Here is a 19,316-nt window from a genome sequence, read left to right on the forward strand (position 1 = left end):
GTCACAGCCCGAGCCCGGCCCGCTTCGCAGGAAAAACCCTAGCCCCGACCGACCGCGGCCTCGGTGCGCCGAACCGTCGTCGCGATCGTCGCCGAGCCGACCACTCGCGTCCCGTCGTACAGCACGACCGCCTGGCCGGGGGCCACGCCCCGTACCGGCTCGGTGAAGCTGACGTCGAGCGTGCCGTCCACGAGCTCGGCGGTCACCTCGGTCTCGCCGCCGTGGGCGCGGAGCTGCGCGGTGTACGTGGCGGAGCCGGCCGGGGCCGTGCCGCACCAGCGGGGCTTGATCGCCGTCAGCGCCGTGACGTCGAGGGCCTCCACCGGGCCGACCGTCACCGTGTTGTTCACCGGGGAGATGTCGAGGACGTAGCGCGGTTTGCCGTCGGCGGCGGGGTGGCCGATGCGCAGGCCCTTGCGCTGACCGATGGTGAAACCGAAGGCTCCATCGTGGGTGCCGAGCCTGTTGCCGGACTCGTCGAGGATGTCGCCCTCGGCCTTGCCGCCGAGGCGGTCGGCCAGGAAGCCCTGGGTGTCGCCGTCGGCGATGAAGCAGATGTCGTGGCTGTCGGGCTTCTTCGCCACGGCCAGACCACGGGCCTCCGCCTCGGCGCGGATCTCGTCCTTGGTGGTGAGGGTGTCGCCGAGCGGGAACATCGCATGGGCGAGCTGCCTCTCGTCCAGGACACCGAGGACGTACGACTGATCCTTGGCCATGTCGGAGGCGCGGTGCAGCTCGCGGCTGCCGTCCTCGTTCAGCACGACAGTGGCGTAGTGGCCGGTGCAGACAGCGTCGAAGCCGAGCGCGAGTGCCTTGTCGAGCAGCGCCGCGAACTTGATCTTCTCGTTGCAGCGCAGACACGGGTTGGGCGTGCGGCCCGCCTCGTACTCGGCGACGAAGTCCTCCACGACGTCCTCGCGGAAGCGTTCCGCCAGGTCCCAGACGTAGAACGGGATGCCGATGACGTCCGCGGCGCGGCGGGCGTCGCGGGAGTCCTCGATGGTGCAACAGCCGCGCGCTCCGGTACGGAACGATTGCGGGTTCGCGGAGAGGGCGAGGTGCACACCGGTCACGTCGTGGCCCGCCTCGGCGGCGCGGGCCGCGGCGACGGCGGAGTCGACACCGCCCGACATGGCGGCGAGCACACGGAGGGGGCGCTGGGAAGTCTGAGTCATAGCTCCACCAGGGTACGGGGCGCCGGGAACCGAATGCTCTCGGATATGCGTTGTCGATCTCATGGGGACCAAGGAGACGGCAGGCGCCAAGCGGTCGGCGGGGGCCAAGGCGGAGCATGGCATCAGTCGGCGCGGGTTGCTGATCGGCGCTGCTGTCACGGCGGTGGGCACGGCGGCGCTGGCCCGGGAGAAGCTGGAGCATGCCTGGTGGCGGCTGCCCGGTGTGGAGAAGCCCCGCAAGCCCGGCGAGCTGGATTACGCACGGGCACAGTGGACAGCGGCATCCCCGGCGAACTGGCGGCGGGCGGACCGCCCCGCCGACTACGTCATAGACCGGGTCGTCATCCATGTGACCCAGGGCAGCTTCCGCGGCGCGGTCAGGGTCTTCCAGGACCCCGGCCACGGTGCGGCGGCGCACTACGTGGTGCGCAAGGACGGTCATGTGACGCAGATGATCCGTGAGCTGGATGTGGCGTTCCACGCGGGGAACAAGTCGTACAACGAGCGCAGCGTCGGCATCGAGCACGAGGGGTTCGTGGACCGGCCGCAGGACTTCACGGCCGCGATGTACGAGGCGTCGGCGCGGCTGTCGGCCGCGATCTGCGGGCGGTACCGGATACCGGTGGACCGGACGCACATCATCGGGCATGTGGAGGTGCCCGGCACCGACCACACCGATCCGGGTCCGCACTGGGACTGGGACCGGTATATCGAGCTGGTGCGGGCAGCGGGCGCCCGGTGACAGCGGGGCCCGCCGCCCCGTTCAGCTGAGCCCTGCCGTCCGTGCGCGCTCGACGGCCGGGCCGATCGCCCGGGCGACGTCCTCGACGTCCTGTTTGGTCGATGTATGTCCGAGCGAGAACCGCAGCGTGCCGCGGGCCAGGTCCGGGTCGGTGCCGGTGGCCAGCAGTACGTGGCTGGGCTGGGCGATTCCCGCCGTGCAGGCGGAGCCGGTGGAGCATTCGATGCCCTGGGCGTCCAGCAGCAGCAGCAGGGAGTCGCCCTCGCAGCCGGGGAAGGTGAAGTGGGCGTTGGCCGGGAGCCGGCCGCCGGGGGCCGGATCGCCACCGAGGATGGCGTCGGGAACAGCCGCGAGCACGGCCGCGACCAGCTGGTCGCGGAGCCCGCCGATCTCCCGGGAGAACTCCTCGCGGCCGTCGGCGGCGAGCCGGCCGGCCACCGCGAAGGCGGCGATGGCGGGCACATCGAGGGTCCCGGAGCGCACATGCCGCTCCTGGCCGCCGCCGTGCAGCACGGGTACGGGGGTGTAGGCGCGGCCGAGCAGCAGCGCGCCGATGCCGAACGGGCCGCCGATCTTGTGCGCGCTGACGGTCATGGCGGCCAGTCCCGACCGGGCGAAGTCGACCTCCACCTGACCGAAGGCCTGCACCGCGTCCGAGTGCATCGGCACATCGAACTCACCGGCCACAGCGGCCAGTTCACGTACCGGCATGATGGTGCCGATCTCGTTGTTGGCCCACATCACGGTGACCATCGCGACATCGTCGGGGTTGCGCGCGATCGCCTCGCGCAGCGCGTCCGGGTGGACGCGCCCGTAGGCGTCGACGGGGAGGTATTCGACGGTCGCACCCTCGTGTTCGGCGAGCCAGTCGACGGCGTCCAGCACGGCATGGTGCTCGACGGGACCGGCGAGTACGCGGGTGCGCCGGGGGTCGGCGTCGCGGCGGGCCCAGTAGAGGCCCTTCACGGCGAGGTTGTCGGCCTCGGTACCGCCGGAGGTGAAGACCACCTCGCTGGGGCGTGCGCCGAGGGCGTCGGCGAGGGTCTCTCTCGACTCCTCGACGGTACGGCGGGCCCGGCGCCCGGCGGCGTGCAGTGAGGACGCGTTACCGGTGACGGCGAGCTGGGCGGTCATCGCCGCGATCGCCTCCGGAAGCATCGGCGTGGTCGCGGCGTGGTCGAGGTAAGCCATGGTGGGCTCGATTCTACGAGCCCGGGGTGGGGCGTATGCCGGGCGCATCGCGGTCCGTACCCGCGCACGGCGGACAGGTGTCGTGTCACCTGCCCGAACCGGAGCCCGAACCGGAGCCCGATCCGGCCGGGGGCGGCGCCGCAGGACGCCGTCGGTCAGCTGCCGAAGCTCCAGGAGACGGTGCCGTTTCCGGTGACCAGGAACGCCAGGACGACGAGGTCGGCGATGCCGAGGGCGAGTCCCAGGAGTGCGCGGCCGCGCCGGGCGGTGGAGCGGGCAAGGGCGATGACCGCCATCACGACGGCGATCGGGCCGAGCACGATGTTCATCACGAGCAGGCCGATCAGCCCGAGCACGAAGGAGGCGACGGCCAGACCGTCGGCGTCCCGGGTGCTCTTCCTGCGGCCGACGGGCCGCGGGGCGTCACCCCCGGCGGTGGCGGCTTCCGTGCCGGCGCGGCGGGCGAATGCGGTGAGTGTCATGGTGCGGGCTCCTTCGTCTCTGTCATTGGCTCGAATGTCGGATCGGAACAGTCCCGATCAGTGGGACCGGCGGTGCGCGCTCAGCCGCTCACGGACCGCGAAGATCAGCAACCAGCAGCCGATCGCGGCGGCGAGGGCGAGGGTCAGCGGGAGCGGAATCTGGACCACCGCCCCGAGGACGACCCCCAGCAGGAGCAGGGCGGCGACGAGGATGACCATGTTCGGCCTTTCTGCGAGCTCTCGGGGCACTCGGACACTCTGCGCCCTGTGCGCCTATTTGAGAGTACGAGTGTTCACTGACTTCTCAGTCTAGACCCGTCCACCCCTTCCGTGGTCCGGAGAACAGTTGTTTACTGAATGGCATGAGTCACACCGTCGGCATCCGCCAGACCCAGAAGCTGAAAACCCGTCAGGCGCTGCTGGACGCCGCGCTCCAGCTGTTGGAGCACCAGAGCCTGAGCAGCCTGGGACTGCGCGAGGTGACGCGGGCGGCGGGCGTCGCGCCGACCGCCTTCTACCGGCACTTCGACGACACCGCCGCGCTCGGCGTGGCACTTGTCGAGGAAGCACTCGGCAGCCTGCACGGGGTGATCGGCGCGATCCTCGCCGAGACGGGCGACACCGAGGCCCGACTGGACCGCAGCGTCGAATTGATCACCCGTCATGTACGTGCGCAACCTGCCCACTTCCGCTTCATCGCCCGTGAACAGCACGGCGGCGTCTGCCAGGTCCGCGAAGCCATAGCGGCCCAACTGCGGCGATTCGCCGAGGAGGTGGCTGAAGCGCTCGCCGCGGAGCCGGAGTCGCAGGGCTGGAGCGACGAGGACCTGCTGATGCTGGGCAGTCTCTATGTCGACCACATGGTGATCACGGCCTCCGCGATGCTGGACGCCGGCCCGGCCGGTGAGGCCCAGGTGGCCGAGGTCACCCGCCGACGGCTGCGGCTCGTCACCCTCGGCAGACGCCACTGGCTGGACGGCACCGGCGCCTAGGGTCTTTCGTTCGGATCAGGCCGGGCTGCGGGTGTGCGGGTGCCGGGCGTCTCGCACACGAGGACACCCCGGCCGAGCCGACCGCCACGCTCACCCGCTGTCCGCAGGCGGAACGGGCGGGTCCGTGCACAGCTGGGCGCCGAGACCGAGTGCGGAGGCTTCGAAACGCTCGGCACGCTCGATGGCGGGGACCGGTCCGCGGGTCCGGTACAGCAGGATCGAGAGCAGCCGGTCGGATGTCACGCCGCCCCGGGTTCCCGGACTACCTGGCGCGCTCACGTCAGCCAGTCCGGGAGCCCGGGGCGGCGTGGTTCAGCTGCGCGGGGCGCGGGCCAACTGGCGGGACTGGGCGACCAACCGGTCGGCGCTGTCCCAGACGTCCGCGTCCTCCTCCAGGAAGCCGCCTGCGAGGTTGCGGGTGGTGATGGAGACACGCAGCGGGCCGGGGGCCGGGCGGCAACGGATGTGGGTGGTGAGCTCGATGGTCGGCGTCCAGCCCTTGAGCCCCAGCTCGAACGAGGTCGGCGGCAGTGCGTCGACGGCGAGCAGCAGGGAGTACGGGTCGGCGTCGCGCCCGTCCGCGAGGCCGAACCAGCCGCGCATCTCGCCCTTGCCGGACGGGGCACCGATGGCCCATCCGACGGTCGACGGGTCGAGCTTGATGTTGAGCCGCTCGGTGATCGCGGAGCTGCCGGGGATGGGCGCCGGGCCGTCGCCCGGGCCGAAGCACTGCTCGATCGGCGCCATGGCCGGCGGCTTCACCGACGTGCGGATGTCGTCGGAGAGGGAGTCCAGGTCGCCGTAGGTGCCGAGGACCCGGATGCGCTCGACCTCGGTGCCGTCCTCCGCGTACTGGAAGAGCGACGCCTGACCGGTGGAGAGGGTACGGCCGGTGCGGACGACCTGGGTTCGGATCACCGCAGGACCGGGAACCGACGCGGTGAGGTAGTGCGCGGAGACCGAGAAGGGGTCGGGGTGCGGCAGGGCCTCGCCGAGCGCGCGGCCGAGCATGGCCAGTAGATACCCGCCGTTGACGGCATGGATGATCGTCCAGCCCGCGGAGAGTTCGGCGTCGTAGACGCCTTCTTCGCGAAGGGTGACGGCGGTGTCCCTGTCGAACTCGCTGTCACCGATGAGTGCCTGAGCTGCCTGTGCCATGAGATGCACCGTACACCGATTGTATTACTGAGCGGTAGCTTTTTTGAGTCGGCGATGTGTCGGCGCATCGCCGACTCGAGCCATGGCCGGTCAGGTGGCGGCGGAACCCTCCTCGGCCGCGGCCGAGGAACGCTTGTACGCGCGGGGCGCACGCCAGTGGAACCGCATCGCCAGGAGCCGCAGAACAAAAGCGGTGATCACGGCAGTGCCACTGGTGAAGGCATTGATCGTGCCGAAGCGGATGCACAGCACGATCATGGTTGCGCCGACCATCGCGGGCACGGCGTACAGATCGCGGTCCCAGCGCAGCAGCGACGGCGTCTCATTGGCGAGTACGTCACGCAGCACACCACCGCCGACCGCGGTGGCCAGGCCCAGGGCCGCCGAAGCGGTGAGGCCCAGGCCGTAGTCGTACGCCTTGACGGTGCCGGTGACACAGAACAGCCCGAGGCCCGCCGCGTCGAAGACATTGACCGCCACCTGGATCCGCTCGACGTGTGGATGCAGGAAGAAGACCAGACCGGCGGCGAGCAGCGGGGTGAGGAAGTAACCGAGATCGGTGAAGGCGGCGGGTGGCACCGCCCCGATGATCAGATCACGGAACAGCCCCCCGCCCAGCGCTGTCACCTCGGCGAGTACCGCGATGCCGAAGACATCGAAGTTCTTGCGTACGGCGAGCAGTGCGCCGGAGATCGCGAAGACAAAGATTCCGACGATGTCGAGCGCATGCTGGACGGAGGGCGTGAACAGTTCATTGAGCACCGGGCAATTGTGCCGGTACTACTGCTTGGGGCTGTCCTCCGAGGTCCCGGACGGCGTCGCGGCGTCGTCCGAGGACTGCGCGGCGGTGTCGTCGACGTCGGTCGCGTCGTCGGAAGCCGAGGCCTCAGCGGACTCGGCGGCGTCGGCGGCCTCCACGACCTCAGCCGACTCGGCGGCCTCTGCGATCTCGGCCGACTCACCGGCGTCAGCGACCTCGGCCGGCTCAGCCACCTCGGTGGCCTCCGAGGACTCGGTGACCTGAGCAGGCTCCGCGACCTCGGTCTGCGCAATGTCCTCCGAAGACTCCGCGGCCTCGGCCGCCACGGCCTTCGTCACCGAAACCACCTCGACCGCCTCCCGCGCCGCGGCCAGCACCGTCTCGCCCGGCACCTGGTCCGGCGCGTTCTCCGGGTGGTGGCAGGCCACCTGGTGACCGGTCTTCAGCGCGATCAGCGGGGGTTCCTGCGTCTTGCAGATCTGCGTCGCCTTCCAGCACCTCGTGTGGAAGCGGCAGCCGCTCGGCGGCGAGATCGGCGACGGCACATCGCCCTTGAGCAGGATCCGCTCGCTCTTCACCCCGCGCCGCCGCGGGTCCGGCACCGGCACCGCGGACATCAGGGCCTTGGTGTAAGGGTGCATGGGCGCCTCGTACAGCGACTTGCGGTCCGTGAGCTCGACGATCTTGCCGAGGTACATCACGGCGATGCGGTCCGAGACATGGCGGATGACCGAGAGGTCGTGCGCGATGATCACATACGTGAGCCCGAGCTCGTCCTGGAGGTCGTCGAGCAGGTTCACCACCTGCGCCTGGATCGACACGTCCAGCGCCGAGACCGGCTCGTCGGCGACGACCAGCTTCGGCCGCAGGGCGAGCGCGCGGGCGATGCCGATGCGCTGGCGCTGGCCGCCGGAGAACTCGTGCGGGTAGCGGTTGTAATGCTCGGGGCTGAGCCCGACCAGCTTCAGCAGCTCCTGGACGTGGTTCTTCAGACCGCCCTCGGGCTCGACGCCCTGGAGCCTGAACGGCGCGCTGACGATCGTGCCGATCGTGTGGCGCGGGTTCAGCGAGGAGTACGGGTCCTGGAAGATCATCTGGACGTCGCGGCGCATCGGCCGCATCTGCCCCATGGACAGATGGGTGATGTCCCGGCCCTCGAACTCGACCTTGCCGCCGGTCGGTTCCAGCAGCCGGGTGATCAGCCGGCCCATGGTCGACTTGCCGCAACCGGACTCGCCGACGACGCCCAGGGTCTCTCCCGGGTACACCTCGAAGTCGATGCCGTCGACGGCCTTGACCGCGGCGCTCTGCCGGCCGAACAGACCCTTGCGGATCGGGAAGTGCTTGACCAGGCCCTCGACCTTGAGCAGCGGCTCGCGCGGGGCGGTGGCCTGCTGCGGGATCGTCACGTCCTTGTCGAGCACGATGGGATCCTTCTTCTCGCTCACGTCGCTCACCTCATTCGCCTCGCTCACAGCTTCGGCGCAATCTCTTCGGTCCAGATCCGGGTGCGCTCCTCGGGTGCCATGTGGCAGGCCGAGTAGTGCCCGTCGCCGACCAGCTTCAGCTCGGGACGCGTGGTGCGGGTGATGTCGCCCTTGGGGACGTCCGCGTAGGGGCAGCGCGGGTTGAAGGCGCAGCCGCTCGGGATGTTGATCAGCGACGGCGGCTGGCCCTTGACGGGGATCAGCCGTTCGGTCTGCTCGCGGTCGATGCGCGGCATCGAGGTGAGCAGCCCCCAGGTGTACGGGTGCTGGGCCTCGTAGAAGACCTGCTCCGCGGGACCGCGCTCGATGCACCGGCCGCCGTACATCACCAGCAGCTCGTCGGCCATCTCGGCGACGACACCCAGGTCATGGGTGATCATGATGACGGCGGAGCCGAACTCCTTCTGCAGGTCCCGGATCAGGTCCAGGATCTGCGCCTGGACGGTGACGTCCAGGGCGGTGGTCGGCTCGTCGGCGATCAGCAGCTCGGGGTTGTTGACCAGCGCCATCGCGATCATGGCTCGCTGGCGCATACCGCCGGAGAACTCGTGCGGATAGGCGTCGACCCGCTTGTGCGGTTCGGGGATGCCGACCCGGTCGAGCATCTCGATCGCGCGCGTACGGGCGATCTTCTTGCTGACCTTGTTGTGGACCCGGTAGGCCTCCACGATCTGCGCGCCGACCGTGTAGTACGGGTGCATCGCGGAGAGCGGGTCCTGGAAGATCATCGCCATCTTGCGGCCGCGCAGTTCGCGCACCCGGTCGGCGGTGGCCCCGATCAGTTCCTCGCCGTCCAGCCAGACCTCGCCGGAGATGCGGGCGTTGGGGGCCGTGCGGTGCAGGCCCATCACGCCGAGCGAGGTGACGGACTTGCCGGAGCCGGACTCGCCGACGATGCCGAGGGTCTGCCCCGGCTTCACATCGAAGCTGACGCCGTCCACCGACTTGACCAGGCCGTCGTCCGTCTGGAAGTGGATACGCAGATCCCGTACGGAGAGGAAGGCCTCGTCGTCGCCGGAACGCCGGCCGGCCACCGGCTCGCCCGGCGCCTCGGTCTTGGAAACCTCACTCACGAGAGCCTCACCCTGGGGTCGATGGCGGCGTACACCAGATCCACCAGCAGATTGCAGATGACGATGAAGAAGGCGGCGACGAGCGTCACGCCCATGACGATCGGAAGGTCGTTGTCCTGCACGCTCTTGACGGCGTACTGGCCGAGTCCGGGGAAGGAGAACACGGTCTCGGTGATCACGGCGCCGCCGAGCAGCAGACCGAAGTCCATGCCGAAGATGGTGACGATGGGGGTCAGCGCGGCCCGCAGCCCGTGCTTGCCGATGACCCGGCTCTCCTTGAGGCCCTTGGCGCGGGCCGTACGGATGTAGTCCTCGCCCATGGTCTCCAGCATTCCGGCCCGGGTGAGCCGGGCGTAGAGCGCGGAGTACAGGAAGGCGAGCGAACACCACGGGATCAGCAGATTCCACGCCCAGTCGGCCGGATTGTCCGTGAACGCGACGTAGTTGACGCCTTCCCAGATCGGCCACTGCACGGTGAAGACGCCGAGCGCCAGCATGCCGGTGAAGAAGATCGGGAGGGAGACGCCGGCCAGGGCGACGCCCATGAAGAAACGGTCCAGCAGCGAACCCCGCTTGAGGGCGGAGACGACACCGATGGCGATACCGCTGATCAGCCAGATCACGGCGGCACCGACGGCCAGCGAGAGCGTCACCGGGATGCGCTGGGTGAGCTGCGGCCAGACCTCGACATGACGCTTGAAGGAGTAGCCGAAGCACGGGGCGTGGCACTGCGAGGCGTCGGGGCCGAAGTTGTAGGTGGCACCGACGAAGATCTGCTTGATGAAGTGCCAGTACTGCGTGTACAGCGGCTGGTCGAGACCCAGGTTGTGCTTGACCGCGGCAATGGACTGGGGATTGGCATCCTTGCCCACATACTGCGCGGCGAGCTGGTCCATCGTCTGCCCGGCCAGCCGGGGGACGAGGAAGAAAATCGCGAAGGTGACTGCGCTGACGATCAGCAGCAACAGCACCGCGCCGAAGACGCGTCGAATGATGTACGCAGCCACAGCTGTCCGGCGGCGGTGTCCGCCGGCCGGGCGCTCCGAGGAGCACCCGGTCCGGCGGACACCGAAACCTTCACCTGCCTTTCGAACTTTCGGGGGTACGGGGGTCGCCCCCCGAATGAATCAGCCCGGCGGACAGGCCCGGCAGTTACTTGGAGGAGCCCATCAGCAGGTAGTCGTACATGCCGAGGTATGCCTGCGTGACCGTGACGTTGGTCGCGGAGACCGGACGCAGCAGCAGGTTCTTGCGGTAGACGAGCGGCACGGCGGACGCGTTCTCGGCGACCAGCTTGTCGATGTCGCCCCAGGCCTTCGCGCGGGCGGCGTCGTCGGTGTTGGCGATGGCCGAGTTGAGCGCCTTGTTGATCGCCGGGTCGTCGAGTTCCTGGACGTTGTTGCCACCGGTCGGCTTGATGGCCGAGCCGTTGATGATCTGGTCCAGGAAGCCGAAGCCGGTCGGCCAGTCGGCGCCCCACGCGGTCATGATCATGCCGAGCTTGTGCTCGTGGACGTAGCTCGGGTTACCGGCGAAGTTCTGGAAGTACTTGCCGCCCGGGAACGTCTTGATGTTGGCGGTGACGCCGATCTTCTTCAGGGACGCCTGGACCGCGGTGACCATCGACATCTCGGCCGGACGGTCGGAGCGGGCGGAGATGTTGGTCTCGAAGCCGTTGGGCTGACCGCACTCCTTCAGCTCGGCCTTGGCCTTCTCGATGTCGCCCTTGTGACCCTCGGTCTCGTACAGGTCGAACTTGCTGTAGCCGCTGACGGTCGGCGGCAGCAGCGTCGTCGCGACGTCACCCTTCGGGTCGCCACCCTGGGCGGCCTGGACCGACGCCTTGTCGATGCCCCACTGCACGGCCTTGCGGCAGTGGACGTTGTCGAACGGCTTCACGTGCACGTTCAGACCGATGTACGAGGTGGCGCCCGCGTACGCGTTGTCCGTCTGCTTCTTGAGCTTCTGGTCGGTCAGGACCTTGGGCTGCGTGGCCGGGGCCACACCGGTGCCGGCCGCGTCCACCGTGAGGTTGTCCGCGAGGAGGTCGTTGTCGACCGTCTCCTGCTTGACCTTGAAACGGATGTTGATCTTGTCCGGCAGGGCCGGGCGGATCGGGTCCGTCTTCGGGTCCCAGTTCTCGTTACGGACGAGGCTGGCGCTCTTGCCCTCCTCGTACGACGCGAACTTGTACGGGCCCGAGGACACGATGTGCTGGACGTACTCGGCGCCCTTGTCCTTCGCGGCCGGCACGGGGGCCGTCTGCGAGAAGGTCGCGAGGTAGTCGAAGTCCGCGAAGGCGTCCTTCAGCTTGAAGACGATGGTGGTGTCGTCCGGGGTCTGGATGGACGCGATGCCGTCCGAGTTCTTGTCCTTGTACGGACCCTGGTACTTGTCGCCGCCGATGAGGTGCGCCTTGAAGTACGTCGGGCCGTTGGACAGCGCCTCGGGCGAGAAGTTGCTCCGCTCGATGGCGTACTTGATGTCCTTCGAGGTGATCGGCGAACCGTCCTCGTACTTCAGGCCCTTCTTCAGGGTGTACGTCCACGTCTTCGCGTCGGCGCTGGGCTTGCCCAGCGACTCCGCGAGGTCCGGGACGACCTCCAGACCGGCGCCGCCGGCGGCCGGCTTGAAGCTGGTGAGCGTACGGCCGTAGAGGCGCGCGAAGTTCTGCACCCAGCCGTAGTACGTGTTGCCGGGGTCGAGGGAGTCCGGCTCGTCCGACAGTGCGAGGGAGAGCGTGCCACCCTTCTTGTCGGACTTGTTGACTACGGAGGTCAGCGCGGCGTCGGTGGCACCACTGCTACCACCCTTGCTCTTGCTGTCGCTGTCCGAACCGCCACAGGCGGTTGCCCCCAGCGCGAGTGCCACAGCTGTGGCGATCGCAGCTGTCGCTCTTTTGGTCTTCACCTGAGGAATGCCCCCTCGATCGATGGTTGCGGCAGAAGTTTTGGCAGGTGCCGCGGATTACTTGCTGCGCGGGTCGAGGGCATCACGGAGCCCGTCACCCAGCAGATTGAACGCCAGAACGGTGATGAAGATCGCCAGACCCGGCACGATCATGTACTGCGGATCGGCCGTGTAGATCTCGGCGGCCGTGGAGAGCATGCCTCCCCAGGAGGCCTGCGGCGGAGCGATTCCGACACCCAGGTAGCTGAGCCCCGCCTCGAAGAGGATGTTCGTCGGGATCAGCAGCGTGGAGTAGACCAGGATCGGCGCCACCAGGTTGGGCAGCAGCTCCCGCATCAGGATGAACGGGCCGCGGGCGCCCAGGCTTCGGGCCGCCTCCACGAACTCCCGCTCGCGCAGGCTGAGCGTCTGGGCGCGGACGATCCGGCCCATGTACGGCCAGCTGAAGAAGCCGATGACGAAGATCAGCACCGCGATCCTGAGCGGCAGCCCCGACAGTCCGAACGCTCCGTCCTGGAGCGAGGCCGAGATGGAGATCGCGAAGAGGAGCAGCGGGAAGGCGAGGAAGACGTCCATCGTGCGGCTGATGAGGCTGTCGGCCCAGCCTCCGTAGAAGCCCGCGGTGACGCCCATGATCACACCGATGATCACGGAGACCAGAGTCGCGCCGCCCGCGACGAGGAGGGACACCCAGGAGCCCTCGATGATGCGGGACAGGATGTCGCGTCCGTACTGCGGATCGACACCGAGGGGATGATCCCAGCTCATGCCGCCCCAGGCGCCCTTGGGCGACAGCAGGGCCGGGTCGATCAGGTCCTGGTGGAACTCGTTGGGGTCGAGACCGAACATCGCCTGGATCGGCTTGGAGAGCACGGCCAGCAGCACGAGCAGGATGACAACGATGCCGCCGGCGACAGCCACCTTGTCGCGTTTGAAGCGGTTCCAGGCGATCCGTCCTAGCGAACGACCCTCGATCTGTGAGGCCTTGACGCCCTTCAGCACAGACTCGGGCTGAGAACCGGCCTGCGATTCAGTGGTCTCTATGGGTGCGGTCATCGTCCCTCGTGCTTGCCCGTGCCGACGGTTGCCGACGATGCTTGGCGGCCGCCCGGGTCGACGGTGCGGTCCGTTGCTGCCGTGTTGCCGGGTGGTTCAGGTGGTACCGAGGGACGGCGTCCTGTTCCGGAGCACTCTGCACCGGATCCGATATCCCTCTGTCCGGGGAGTCTTCAACGCGCCTGCGATCACCCGCCAGACCTGACGGGGAATGTTTGCTCAAACGTGATGAGGGCAGAAGGGTTCCGTAATCCGGACAACGTTGTTCCAGGAGCGGTTTCAGGCTTTACAACCGCCGCTGTTTTCCAGTGAGTTGCCCCGGGATCCATGGGAAGCGCCGGATGCTCCGGTACGCAGGAAATGCCCGGACTTGGGCTTCGGTGACGTCATTTGCCGGTAGCTCAACCGATTTCGCCGGGATCGGCGCGCAGCGCAGGTCATCTCACCGGGCGCGCCTGCCCGTCGGGGGCGCGGCGGGACGGTCCCGGGCGCCTCCGGCTCATCTACCCGAAGGGGTACCCGTAGGCGGAACCGGCTGCGGGCGGCGGACCGGCCTGGGCGTGTGCCTCGCGGTCGTAGAACGGGCGGGCGTTGGCACGCAACCACATCGCGACCGGGTCGTACTCGTCGGACATGGCGACGGTCGAGACGGGAAGCCCGTCCGGGACCGCGCCGATCGACTGCTGCATCATCGCGCGCACCGTGTCGACGGAGGACTGACTCGTGTCGTAGAGATCGAGACCGATGGCGAGATAGGGGGCACCGAGCGCGGGCTGCACCCAGGCGCGGCGCAGCGAGCGGATCGCAGGGGTGCGATGGGCGTTCTGCGACAGCAGTGCGTAGAACTGCGGGATCTCGATGGCCGGCTCGGTGAGCCGGAGCGGCCCCGCGGGCATCCGGTCGAGGCCGGTGGCGATCCGTCTCAGATCCAGCCAGGGAATACCGACGCCGCCGCCGGGGGCGTGCGGGTTGAGCCAGATGCCCCAGCGGTCGGGGAAGAGGGCGCGGGCGATGTCGACGCCGGTGACCACCTCATGGGCCCGGTTCCAGCCGCTGGCCGCGAGTTCCTGGGCCGAGGTCACACAGGGGGCGTAGCCGAGCCCGTCGATCTCCATGTTCCCGTACTGGGCGTCCGGCGATCCGGCCCGGCCGTGCCAGAGCAGCATCCAGATCCGGTCCTGGGCGAGGGCCCGCAGCAACGCCTCGTACGCGTCGTAGCGCCCGGGCGTCACTTGACGCAGCATGTGCTCGACCTGCCCGGCCGCCGCGGTGCCTGACGCACTCACCTTGGGTCCCGCCCCTCTTCGATCCACTGTGTCGGCCTGCCGCTCCCGGGGCACACGGGTGCGGCACGGTGGCCGAGGCACTAGCCATCAAACCAGCTTAAGCGGCGTCCCTGACACCGACTTGACGTCACAGGCCGACGGGTCGCGCACCGGCCACCGGGCTCCGGCAAGGGGGTACCGGCCGCCGCTCAGTGGCCCTCGCGCTGGTAGAACGGCCGGATCCTGGCCCGCATCCAGTCGGCGACCGGGTCCTGCGCCACGTCCAGCAGGACCAGGTTGACCGGCCAGGGCGCCTCGACACGGCCGAGCGCGCGGCCCAGGGCGTCCATCGGGGCGTTGCGTCCGGCGCCGTCCCACGTCGAGAACTCGACACCTATGAAGAGGACGGGGTCGCCGCCCTCGATGCTGGCCAGCGTGCGGCGGGCGGTGCGCACGACACCGCTCTCCTCGAATTCACCGGCCGCGGCGGCGAGGAAGTCGACGGGCTCCTCCTGCCAGTCCGGCTCGTACAGCCGGACACGGCCTCCGCTGGCCGGCCCGTCCAGAGAGGTGCGCCCGGCGCGGCAGAGCTTGGCGACGGCGGGCGGCGGCAGCGGCATGCCGACAGCGCCACCCGGGTTCACCGCGATGCCGAGCTGCGGTGGCAGTCCGCGGGCGAATTCGCGGGCAGGCGCCACGGTGAAGGACATGTGGGTGCCGACGCAGCTCAGGAACTGCTGTTCGGAGCTGAAGACGGGGACGTACGCCGCGCCCTCGATCTCCACCGTGGGCAGATCGAGCGACGGGGCGTCGGGACCACCGCCGTTGGGAAGCGGCACCCAGAGGTGGCTGCGGCCGAGCACTTCGACGAGCCGGCCGCCCGCCTCCGGGCTGCCGAGCGAGGCCCCGAGCACCTCTTCGAGCTCATTGGCCGGCCATCCGCCCTGCGGATGGGTCTGGACCGGTGCCGGAATGTCCACTGCTTCCCCTTCTCACCCCATGGCTTGCCGCAGAACAGTAACTCCGGCGCGCCCCTCCGCGCTGACGGGCGGCACAGCCCTCAGGCGCTGTTGTCGGCGAATGTGATCCGGGCCAGCATCCCGGCCGCTTCCCTGTCCAGCAGCACCGCCGAGCAGCAGCCGGGCGGCAGGATGCCGGCCTCGGTGTCCCGCAGCAGCCTGCCGACTGCCCTGCGGTGCCGGGCGAAGGCGTAGCCGGAGACTCCGCGTCCGCGCTCGCGCTGGCCCTCCCTCGCCACCTGCGGGGTGACGTCCAGCAGCACGAGGTGAAGGACACGGCCCCGGCGTCGCGCGTCCCGGGCCAGCCAGCTCCGTACCCACGCCTGGGTGCCGCAGTCGTGGACCACGACCGAGTCACCGGAGCGCAGCGCCCGCCAGAGCCCCCAGTAGTGGGCGATGCGGACCAGCGGGCGGTAGAGGGCGTACGGGAGTAAGCGGGGCACTCGCTGTGCCCAGCGGTCCCGGGTGTCCTGGGAGTCGATGGCCCGTACGGTCACCGCTCGCCGGATGAGCGTCGATTTGCCGCTGCCCGGCAACCCGGAGACCACCACCACATCGCCTGCGGCGAAGTGCAGGCCCCGCGGGCTGTGCCCGGCGCGCTCGCGCAGATCGCGCACGACGGGTGCGTGCGTGCCGAGCCTCTCCCGGACAGGTGTGCCCGGCTGCGCGGTCATCGCGCCGTGCGCGACCCCCGCGGTCGTCGCGTACCGCTGCAACGTCATTGCCCTCCCCCTGTCGGTCACCCACGCCTGCCCTCGAAGTGTAAAGAAAAGGCAATGCGAGACAACCGTCCCACCGTTCGTTTCCCTCACGCGGTACCGACGCCCCACTCTTCCGCAATGCGTGCGATGATGACCCGGCCAACTGCATAAAGGCCGCTTGAATCCGCGCGGGAGAGTTCCGGCCATTGACTGTGCCGGGCGCCGAAGGAGCAAGATCCTCCCTTGAATCTCTCAGGCCCCGTACCGCGTGGATGAGGCAGATCTGAAAAGCGAGTCGCCGTGGCGGCTCCACCCAAGGTGCAAGCCGAACCCGTCAGGGTCTCTCGGCGAACCTCTCAGGTTCCGATGACAGATGGGGAGGGATCGTCCTCGTCGTCATGCCCTGGGAGCCACACCTATGAGCAACGCCCCCCGTCTCACCGCCCTCGACGCCCTGCACCGCTCGCTGGGCGCGACCATGACCGACTTCGCGGGCTGGGACATGCCGCTGCGGTACGCGAGTGAGCGCGACGAGCACAACGCGGTGCGTACGAAGGCCGGCCTCTTCGACCTGTCGCACATGGGCGAGATCACCGTCACCGGCCCGCAGGCAGCGGCGTTCCTGAACTTCGCGCTGGTCGGCAACATCGGCACCGTCGCCGTCGGCCGCGCCCGCTACACGATGATCTGCGCCGAGGACGGCGGGATCCTGGACGACCTGATCGTCTACCGCCTCGGTGAGACCGAGTACATGGTCGTCGCCAACGCCGGGAACGCCCAGATCGTGCTGGATGCGCTGACCGCCCGCGCCGACGGGTTCGACGCCGTGGTGCGCGACGACCGCGACGCGTACGCGCTGATCGCCGTCCAGGGCCCCGAGTCCCCCGCCATCCTCGCCTCGGTCACCGACGCCGACCTGGACGGCCTGAAGTACTACGCGGGCCTGCCCGGCAACGTCGCGGGTGTGCCCGCACTGATCGCCCGTACCGGCTACACCGGCGAGGACGGCTTCGAGCTGTTCGTCGCCCCCGGGCACGCCGAGCAGCTCTGGCAGGCCCTCACCGCGGCGGGCGCCGCGCACGGCCTGATCCCGTGCGGTCTGTCCTGCCGTGACACGCTGCGCCTGGAGGCGGGTATGCCGCTGTACGGGCACGAGCTGACCACCGAGCTGACGCCGTTCGACGCCGGCCTGGGCCGGGTCGTGAAGTTCGAGAAGGAGGGCGACTTCGTCGGCCGCAAGGCGCTGGAGGCCGCCGCCGAGCGCGCCGAGAGCGCCCCGCCGCGCAAGCTGGTCGGCCTGATCGCCGAGGGCCGCCGGGTGCCGCGCGCCGGTTTCCCCGTGGTCGCCGAGGGGCAGGTCATCGGCCAGGTCACCTCCGGCGCCCCGTCCCCGACCCTCGGCAAGCCGATCGCCATCGCGTATGTGGACGCCGCGTACGCCGCGCCCGGGACCGCGGGCGTCGGAGTGGACATCCGCGGCAGCCACGAGCCGTACGAGGTCGTGACCCTGCCGTTCTACAAGCGGCAGAAGTGACGCAGTCGCGTCTCAGCCCGTAAGACCACCGTTCATCAGCACTCCCCCGCGTACAGGAGAATTCAGGTCATGAGCAACCCCCAGCAGCTGCGTTACAGCAAGGAGCACGAGTGGCTGTCGGCCGTCGAGGACGGTGTGGCCACGATCGGTATCACCGAGTTCGCGGCCAACGCGCTCGGCGACGTCGTCTACGCCCAGCTCCCCGAGGTCGGTGACACGGTGACCGAGGGCGAGACCTGCGGTGAGCTGGAGTCGACCAAGTCCGTCAGCGACCTGTACTCGCCGGTGACCGGCGAGGTCACCGCCGCGAACCAGGACGTCGTGGACGACCCGGCGCTGGTGAACTCCGCTCCCTTCGAGGGCGGCTGGCTGTTCAAGGTACGCATCACGGAAGAGCCGAAGGACCTGCTCTCCGCAGACGAGTACTCCGAGTTCTCCGGCAACTAAAGACCCCAAGGGACCACCTGATGTCGCTTCTCAACTCCTCCCTCCACGAGCTGGACCCGGACGTCGCCGCCGCCGTCGACGCCGAGCTCCACCGTCAGCAGTCCACTCTCGAAATGATCGCCTCGGAGAACTTCGCTCCGGTCGCGGTCATGGAGGCCCAGGGCTCCGTCCTCACCAACAAGTACGCCGAGGGCTACCCGGGCCGCCGCTACTACGGCGGCTGCGAGCACGTCGACGTGGTCGAGCAGATCGCCATCGACCGGATCAAGGCGCTGTTCGGCGCCGAGGCCGCGAACGTCCAGCCGCACTCGGGTGCGCAGGCCAACGCCGCCGCGATGTTCGCGCTGCTGAAGCCGGGCGACACGATCATGGGTCTGAACCTGGCCCACGGCGGTCACCTGACCCACGGCATGAAGATCAACTTCTCCGGCAAGCTCTACAACGTGGTCCCGTACCACGTGGACGACACCGGTGTCGTGGACATGGCCGAGGTCGAGCGTCTGGCCAAGGAGTCCAAGCCGAAGCTGATCGTCGCCGGCTGGTCCGCGTACCCCCGACAGCTGGACTTCGCCGCCTTCCGCCGCATCGCGGACGAGGTCGGCGCGTACCTGATGGTCGACATGGCGCACTTCGCGGGCCTCGTGGCCGCGGGTCTGCACCCCAACCCGGTGCCGCACGCCCATGTCGTCACGACCACCACGCACAAGACCCTCGGCGGTCCGCGCGGTGGCGTCATCCTGTCGACGCAGGAGCTCGCAAAGAAGATCAACTCTGCCGTCTTCCCCGGTCAGCAGGGTGGTCCGCTGGAGCACGTGATCGCGGCCAAGGCGGTCTCGTTCAAGGTCGCGGCGACCGAGGAGTTCAAGGAGCGCCAGCAGCGCACCCTGGACGGCGCCCGCATCCTCGCCGACCGTCTGGTGCAGCCGGACGTCACCGAGGTCGGCGTCTCCGTCCTCTCCGGCGGTACCGACGTCCACCTGGTCCTCGTCGACCTGCGCAACTCCGAACTGGACGGCCAGCAGGCCGAGGACCGGCTCCACGAGCTGGGCATCACGGTCAACCGCAACGCCATCCCGAACGACCCGCGGCCGCCGATGGTCACCTCCGGTCTGCGGATCGGTACGCCGGCCCTGGCCACCCGCGGCTTCCGGACCGAGGACTTCACCGAGGTCGCCGAGATCATCGCGTCGGCCCTGAAGCCCTCGTACGACGCGGACGACCTCAAGGCCCGCGTCACCGCGCTGGCCGAGAAGTTCCCGCTGTACCCCGGTCTGAAGTAGTCCGGGAAGCGGTTCTGTACGTTTGAGGCGGGGCACCGCGCACA

The 19,316-nt window shown here is 69.1% G+C and carries 20 protein-coding genes and 1 riboswitch; of the genes, 5 read left to right on the forward strand and 15 right to left on the reverse strand.

Translation table 11 applies throughout. The features are described 5' to 3' along the window. Positions 1-38: 38 nt before the first annotated feature. Positions 39-1,175 (reverse strand): tRNA 2-thiouridine(34) synthase MnmA, encoded by a 1,137-nt coding sequence (gene mnmA / locus ACIA8E_RS00975; RefSeq protein WP_399292898.1) that lies wholly within the window; start codon positions 1,173-1,175, stop codon positions 39-41. 61 nt (positions 1,176-1,236) lie between these two features. Between mnmA and ACIA8E_RS00980 the strand changes: the two genes are divergently transcribed. After that, positions 1,237-1,917, forward strand: coding sequence for an N-acetylmuramoyl-L-alanine amidase (locus tag ACIA8E_RS00980; RefSeq protein WP_399292900.1), 681 nt, complete (start codon positions 1,237-1,239; stop codon positions 1,915-1,917). Between the two features lie 21 nt (positions 1,918-1,938). Here ACIA8E_RS00980 and ACIA8E_RS00985 read toward each other — a convergent pair whose 3' ends face one another. From ACIA8E_RS00985 to ACIA8E_RS00995, 3 genes are all read right to left on the reverse strand, one after another. After that, a complete protein-coding gene (locus ACIA8E_RS00985) occupies positions 1,939-3,108 on the reverse strand; it encodes a cysteine desulfurase family protein (RefSeq protein WP_030971338.1) in 1,170 nt (389 codons plus the stop codon). A gap of 155 nt (positions 3,109-3,263) precedes the next feature. Beyond that, positions 3,264-3,590, reverse strand: coding sequence for a DUF4190 domain-containing protein (locus ACIA8E_RS00990; protein WP_399292902.1), 327 nt, complete (start codon positions 3,588-3,590; stop codon positions 3,264-3,266). Between the two features lie 57 nt (positions 3,591-3,647). Next, positions 3,648-3,839, reverse strand: a complete 192-nt coding sequence (locus ACIA8E_RS00995; RefSeq protein ID WP_158711174.1) for a hypothetical protein — start codon at positions 3,837-3,839, stop codon at positions 3,648-3,650. Between the two features lie 113 nt (positions 3,840-3,952). Here ACIA8E_RS00995 and ACIA8E_RS01000 point away from each other — a divergent pair, with 113 nt between their 5' ends. Further along, entirely contained in the window at positions 3,953-4,582 is a 630-nt protein-coding gene (locus ACIA8E_RS01000) for a TetR family transcriptional regulator (protein ID WP_399292904.1), read from the forward strand. A gap of 90 nt (positions 4,583-4,672) precedes the next feature. Here the strand turns inward: ACIA8E_RS01000 and ACIA8E_RS01005 are convergent, their stop codons facing one another. The 11 genes from ACIA8E_RS01005 to ACIA8E_RS01055 all read right to left on the reverse strand — a co-directional run bounded on the left by ACIA8E_RS01005 (position 4,673) and on the right by ACIA8E_RS01055 (position 16,032). Further along, positions 4,673-4,825 carry a hypothetical protein gene (locus tag ACIA8E_RS01005; RefSeq protein ID WP_399292906.1) on the reverse strand — a complete coding sequence of 51 codons (153 nt, stop codon included), beginning with the start codon at positions 4,823-4,825 and terminating at the stop codon, positions 4,673-4,675. Positions 4,826-4,894: 69 nt separating this feature from the next. Beyond that, positions 4,895-5,740, reverse strand: a complete 846-nt coding sequence (locus ACIA8E_RS01010) for a thioesterase family protein (protein ID WP_399292908.1) — start codon at positions 5,738-5,740, stop codon at positions 4,895-4,897. 90 nt (positions 5,741-5,830) lie between these two features. Then, complete coding sequence (locus tag ACIA8E_RS01015) at positions 5,831-6,502, reverse strand: trimeric intracellular cation channel family protein (protein WP_030971347.1); 672 nt, start codon at positions 6,500-6,502, stop codon at positions 5,831-5,833. Positions 6,503-6,520: 18 nt separating this feature from the next. Continuing rightward, positions 6,521-7,924 carry an ABC transporter ATP-binding protein gene (locus ACIA8E_RS01020; RefSeq protein WP_399293764.1) on the reverse strand — a complete coding sequence of 468 codons (1,404 nt, stop codon included), beginning with the start codon at positions 7,922-7,924 and terminating at the stop codon, positions 6,521-6,523. Positions 7,925-7,971: 47 nt separating this feature from the next. Next, complete coding sequence (locus ACIA8E_RS01025) at positions 7,972-9,060, reverse strand: ABC transporter ATP-binding protein (protein ID WP_326605880.1); 1,089 nt, start codon at positions 9,058-9,060, stop codon at positions 7,972-7,974. Next, on the reverse strand, positions 9,057-10,067 hold the full coding sequence (locus ACIA8E_RS01030) for an ABC transporter permease (RefSeq protein WP_327126874.1): 1,011 nt from the start codon (positions 10,065-10,067) through the stop codon (positions 9,057-9,059). Before ACIA8E_RS01030 ends, ACIA8E_RS01025 begins: the two co-directional genes overlap by 4 nt. Positions 10,068-10,212: 145 nt before the next feature. Continuing rightward, entirely contained in the window at positions 10,213-11,970 is a 1,758-nt protein-coding gene (locus ACIA8E_RS01035; RefSeq protein WP_399292911.1) for an ABC transporter substrate-binding protein, read from the reverse strand. 57 nt (positions 11,971-12,027) lie between these two features. Continuing rightward, positions 12,028-13,026 carry an ABC transporter permease gene (locus ACIA8E_RS01040; RefSeq protein WP_326605877.1) on the reverse strand — a complete coding sequence of 333 codons (999 nt, stop codon included), beginning with the start codon at positions 13,024-13,026 and terminating at the stop codon, positions 12,028-12,030. A 503-nt stretch (positions 13,027-13,529) separates the two neighbouring features. Beyond that, on the reverse strand, positions 13,530-14,312 hold the full coding sequence (locus ACIA8E_RS01045; RefSeq protein WP_399292914.1) for an enhanced serine sensitivity protein SseB C-terminal domain-containing protein: 783 nt from the start codon (positions 14,310-14,312) through the stop codon (positions 13,530-13,532). Between the two features lie 188 nt (positions 14,313-14,500). Then, positions 14,501-15,271 (reverse strand): enhanced serine sensitivity protein SseB, encoded by a 771-nt coding sequence (locus ACIA8E_RS01050; RefSeq protein WP_399292916.1) that lies wholly within the window; start codon positions 15,269-15,271, stop codon positions 14,501-14,503. Between the two features lie 80 nt (positions 15,272-15,351). Continuing rightward, positions 15,352-16,032, reverse strand: a complete 681-nt coding sequence (locus ACIA8E_RS01055) for an AAA family ATPase (protein WP_399292918.1) — start codon at positions 16,030-16,032, stop codon at positions 15,352-15,354. 158 nt (positions 16,033-16,190) lie between these two features. After that, positions 16,191-16,288: riboswitch (glycine riboswitch) on the forward strand. Between the two features lie 141 nt (positions 16,289-16,429). On the opposite strand from ACIA8E_RS01055, the gene gcvT reads away from it, so the two are divergent. The 3 genes from gcvT (at position 16,430) to glyA (ending at position 19,272) form a co-directional block, all read left to right on the forward strand. Further along, positions 16,430-17,545, forward strand: coding sequence for a glycine cleavage system aminomethyltransferase GcvT (gene gcvT, locus ACIA8E_RS01060; protein WP_399292920.1), 1,116 nt, complete (start codon positions 16,430-16,432; stop codon positions 17,543-17,545). A 69-nt stretch (positions 17,546-17,614) separates the two neighbouring features. Then, a complete protein-coding gene (gcvH, locus tag ACIA8E_RS01065; RefSeq protein ID WP_030931004.1) occupies positions 17,615-17,992 on the forward strand; it encodes a glycine cleavage system protein GcvH in 378 nt (125 codons plus the stop codon). Positions 17,993-18,012: 20 nt separating this feature from the next. Next, positions 18,013-19,272, forward strand: a complete 1,260-nt coding sequence (glyA, locus tag ACIA8E_RS01070) for a serine hydroxymethyltransferase (RefSeq protein ID WP_030931007.1) — start codon at positions 18,013-18,015, stop codon at positions 19,270-19,272. Positions 19,273-19,316: the final 44 nt, after the last annotated feature.

The organism is Streptomyces sp. NPDC051664 (genome assembly GCF_044453545.1).
Taxonomy (GTDB): domain Bacteria; phylum Actinomycetota; class Actinomycetes; order Streptomycetales; family Streptomycetaceae; genus Streptomyces.

Excerpts from the sequence above, each read along its gene's own strand:
- ACIA8E_RS01010 (WP_399292908.1), bottom strand. The coding sequence starts at position 5,740 with ATGGCACAGGCAGCTCAGGCACTCATCGGTGACAGCGAGTTCGACAGG.
- mnmA (WP_399292898.1), bottom strand. The coding sequence starts at position 1,175 with ATGACTCAGACTTCCCAGCGCCCCCTCCGTGTGCTCGCCGCCATGTCG.
- ACIA8E_RS00980 (WP_399292900.1), top strand. The coding sequence starts at position 1,237 with ATGGGGACCAAGGAGACGGCAGGCGCCAAGCGGTCGGCGGGGGCCAAG.
- ACIA8E_RS01040 (WP_326605877.1), bottom strand. The coding sequence starts at position 13,026 with ATGACCGCACCCATAGAGACCACTGAATCGCAGGCCGGTTCTCAGCCC.
- ACIA8E_RS01000 (WP_399292904.1), top strand. The coding sequence starts at position 3,953 with ATGAGTCACACCGTCGGCATCCGCCAGACCCAGAAGCTGAAAACCCGT.
- gcvH (WP_030931004.1), top strand. The coding sequence starts at position 17,615 with ATGAGCAACCCCCAGCAGCTGCGTTACAGCAAGGAGCACGAGTGGCTG.
- ACIA8E_RS00990 (WP_399292902.1), bottom strand. The coding sequence starts at position 3,590 with ATGACACTCACCGCATTCGCCCGCCGCGCCGGCACGGAAGCCGCCACC.
- glyA (WP_030931007.1), top strand. The coding sequence starts at position 18,013 with ATGTCGCTTCTCAACTCCTCCCTCCACGAGCTGGACCCGGACGTCGCC.
- ACIA8E_RS01055 (WP_399292918.1), bottom strand. The coding sequence starts at position 16,032 with ATGACGTTGCAGCGGTACGCGACGACCGCGGGGGTCGCGCACGGCGCG.
- ACIA8E_RS00985 (WP_030971338.1), bottom strand. The coding sequence starts at position 3,108 with ATGGCTTACCTCGACCACGCCGCGACCACGCCGATGCTTCCGGAGGCG.
- gcvT (WP_399292920.1), top strand. The coding sequence starts at position 16,430 with ATGAGCAACGCCCCCCGTCTCACCGCCCTCGACGCCCTGCACCGCTCG.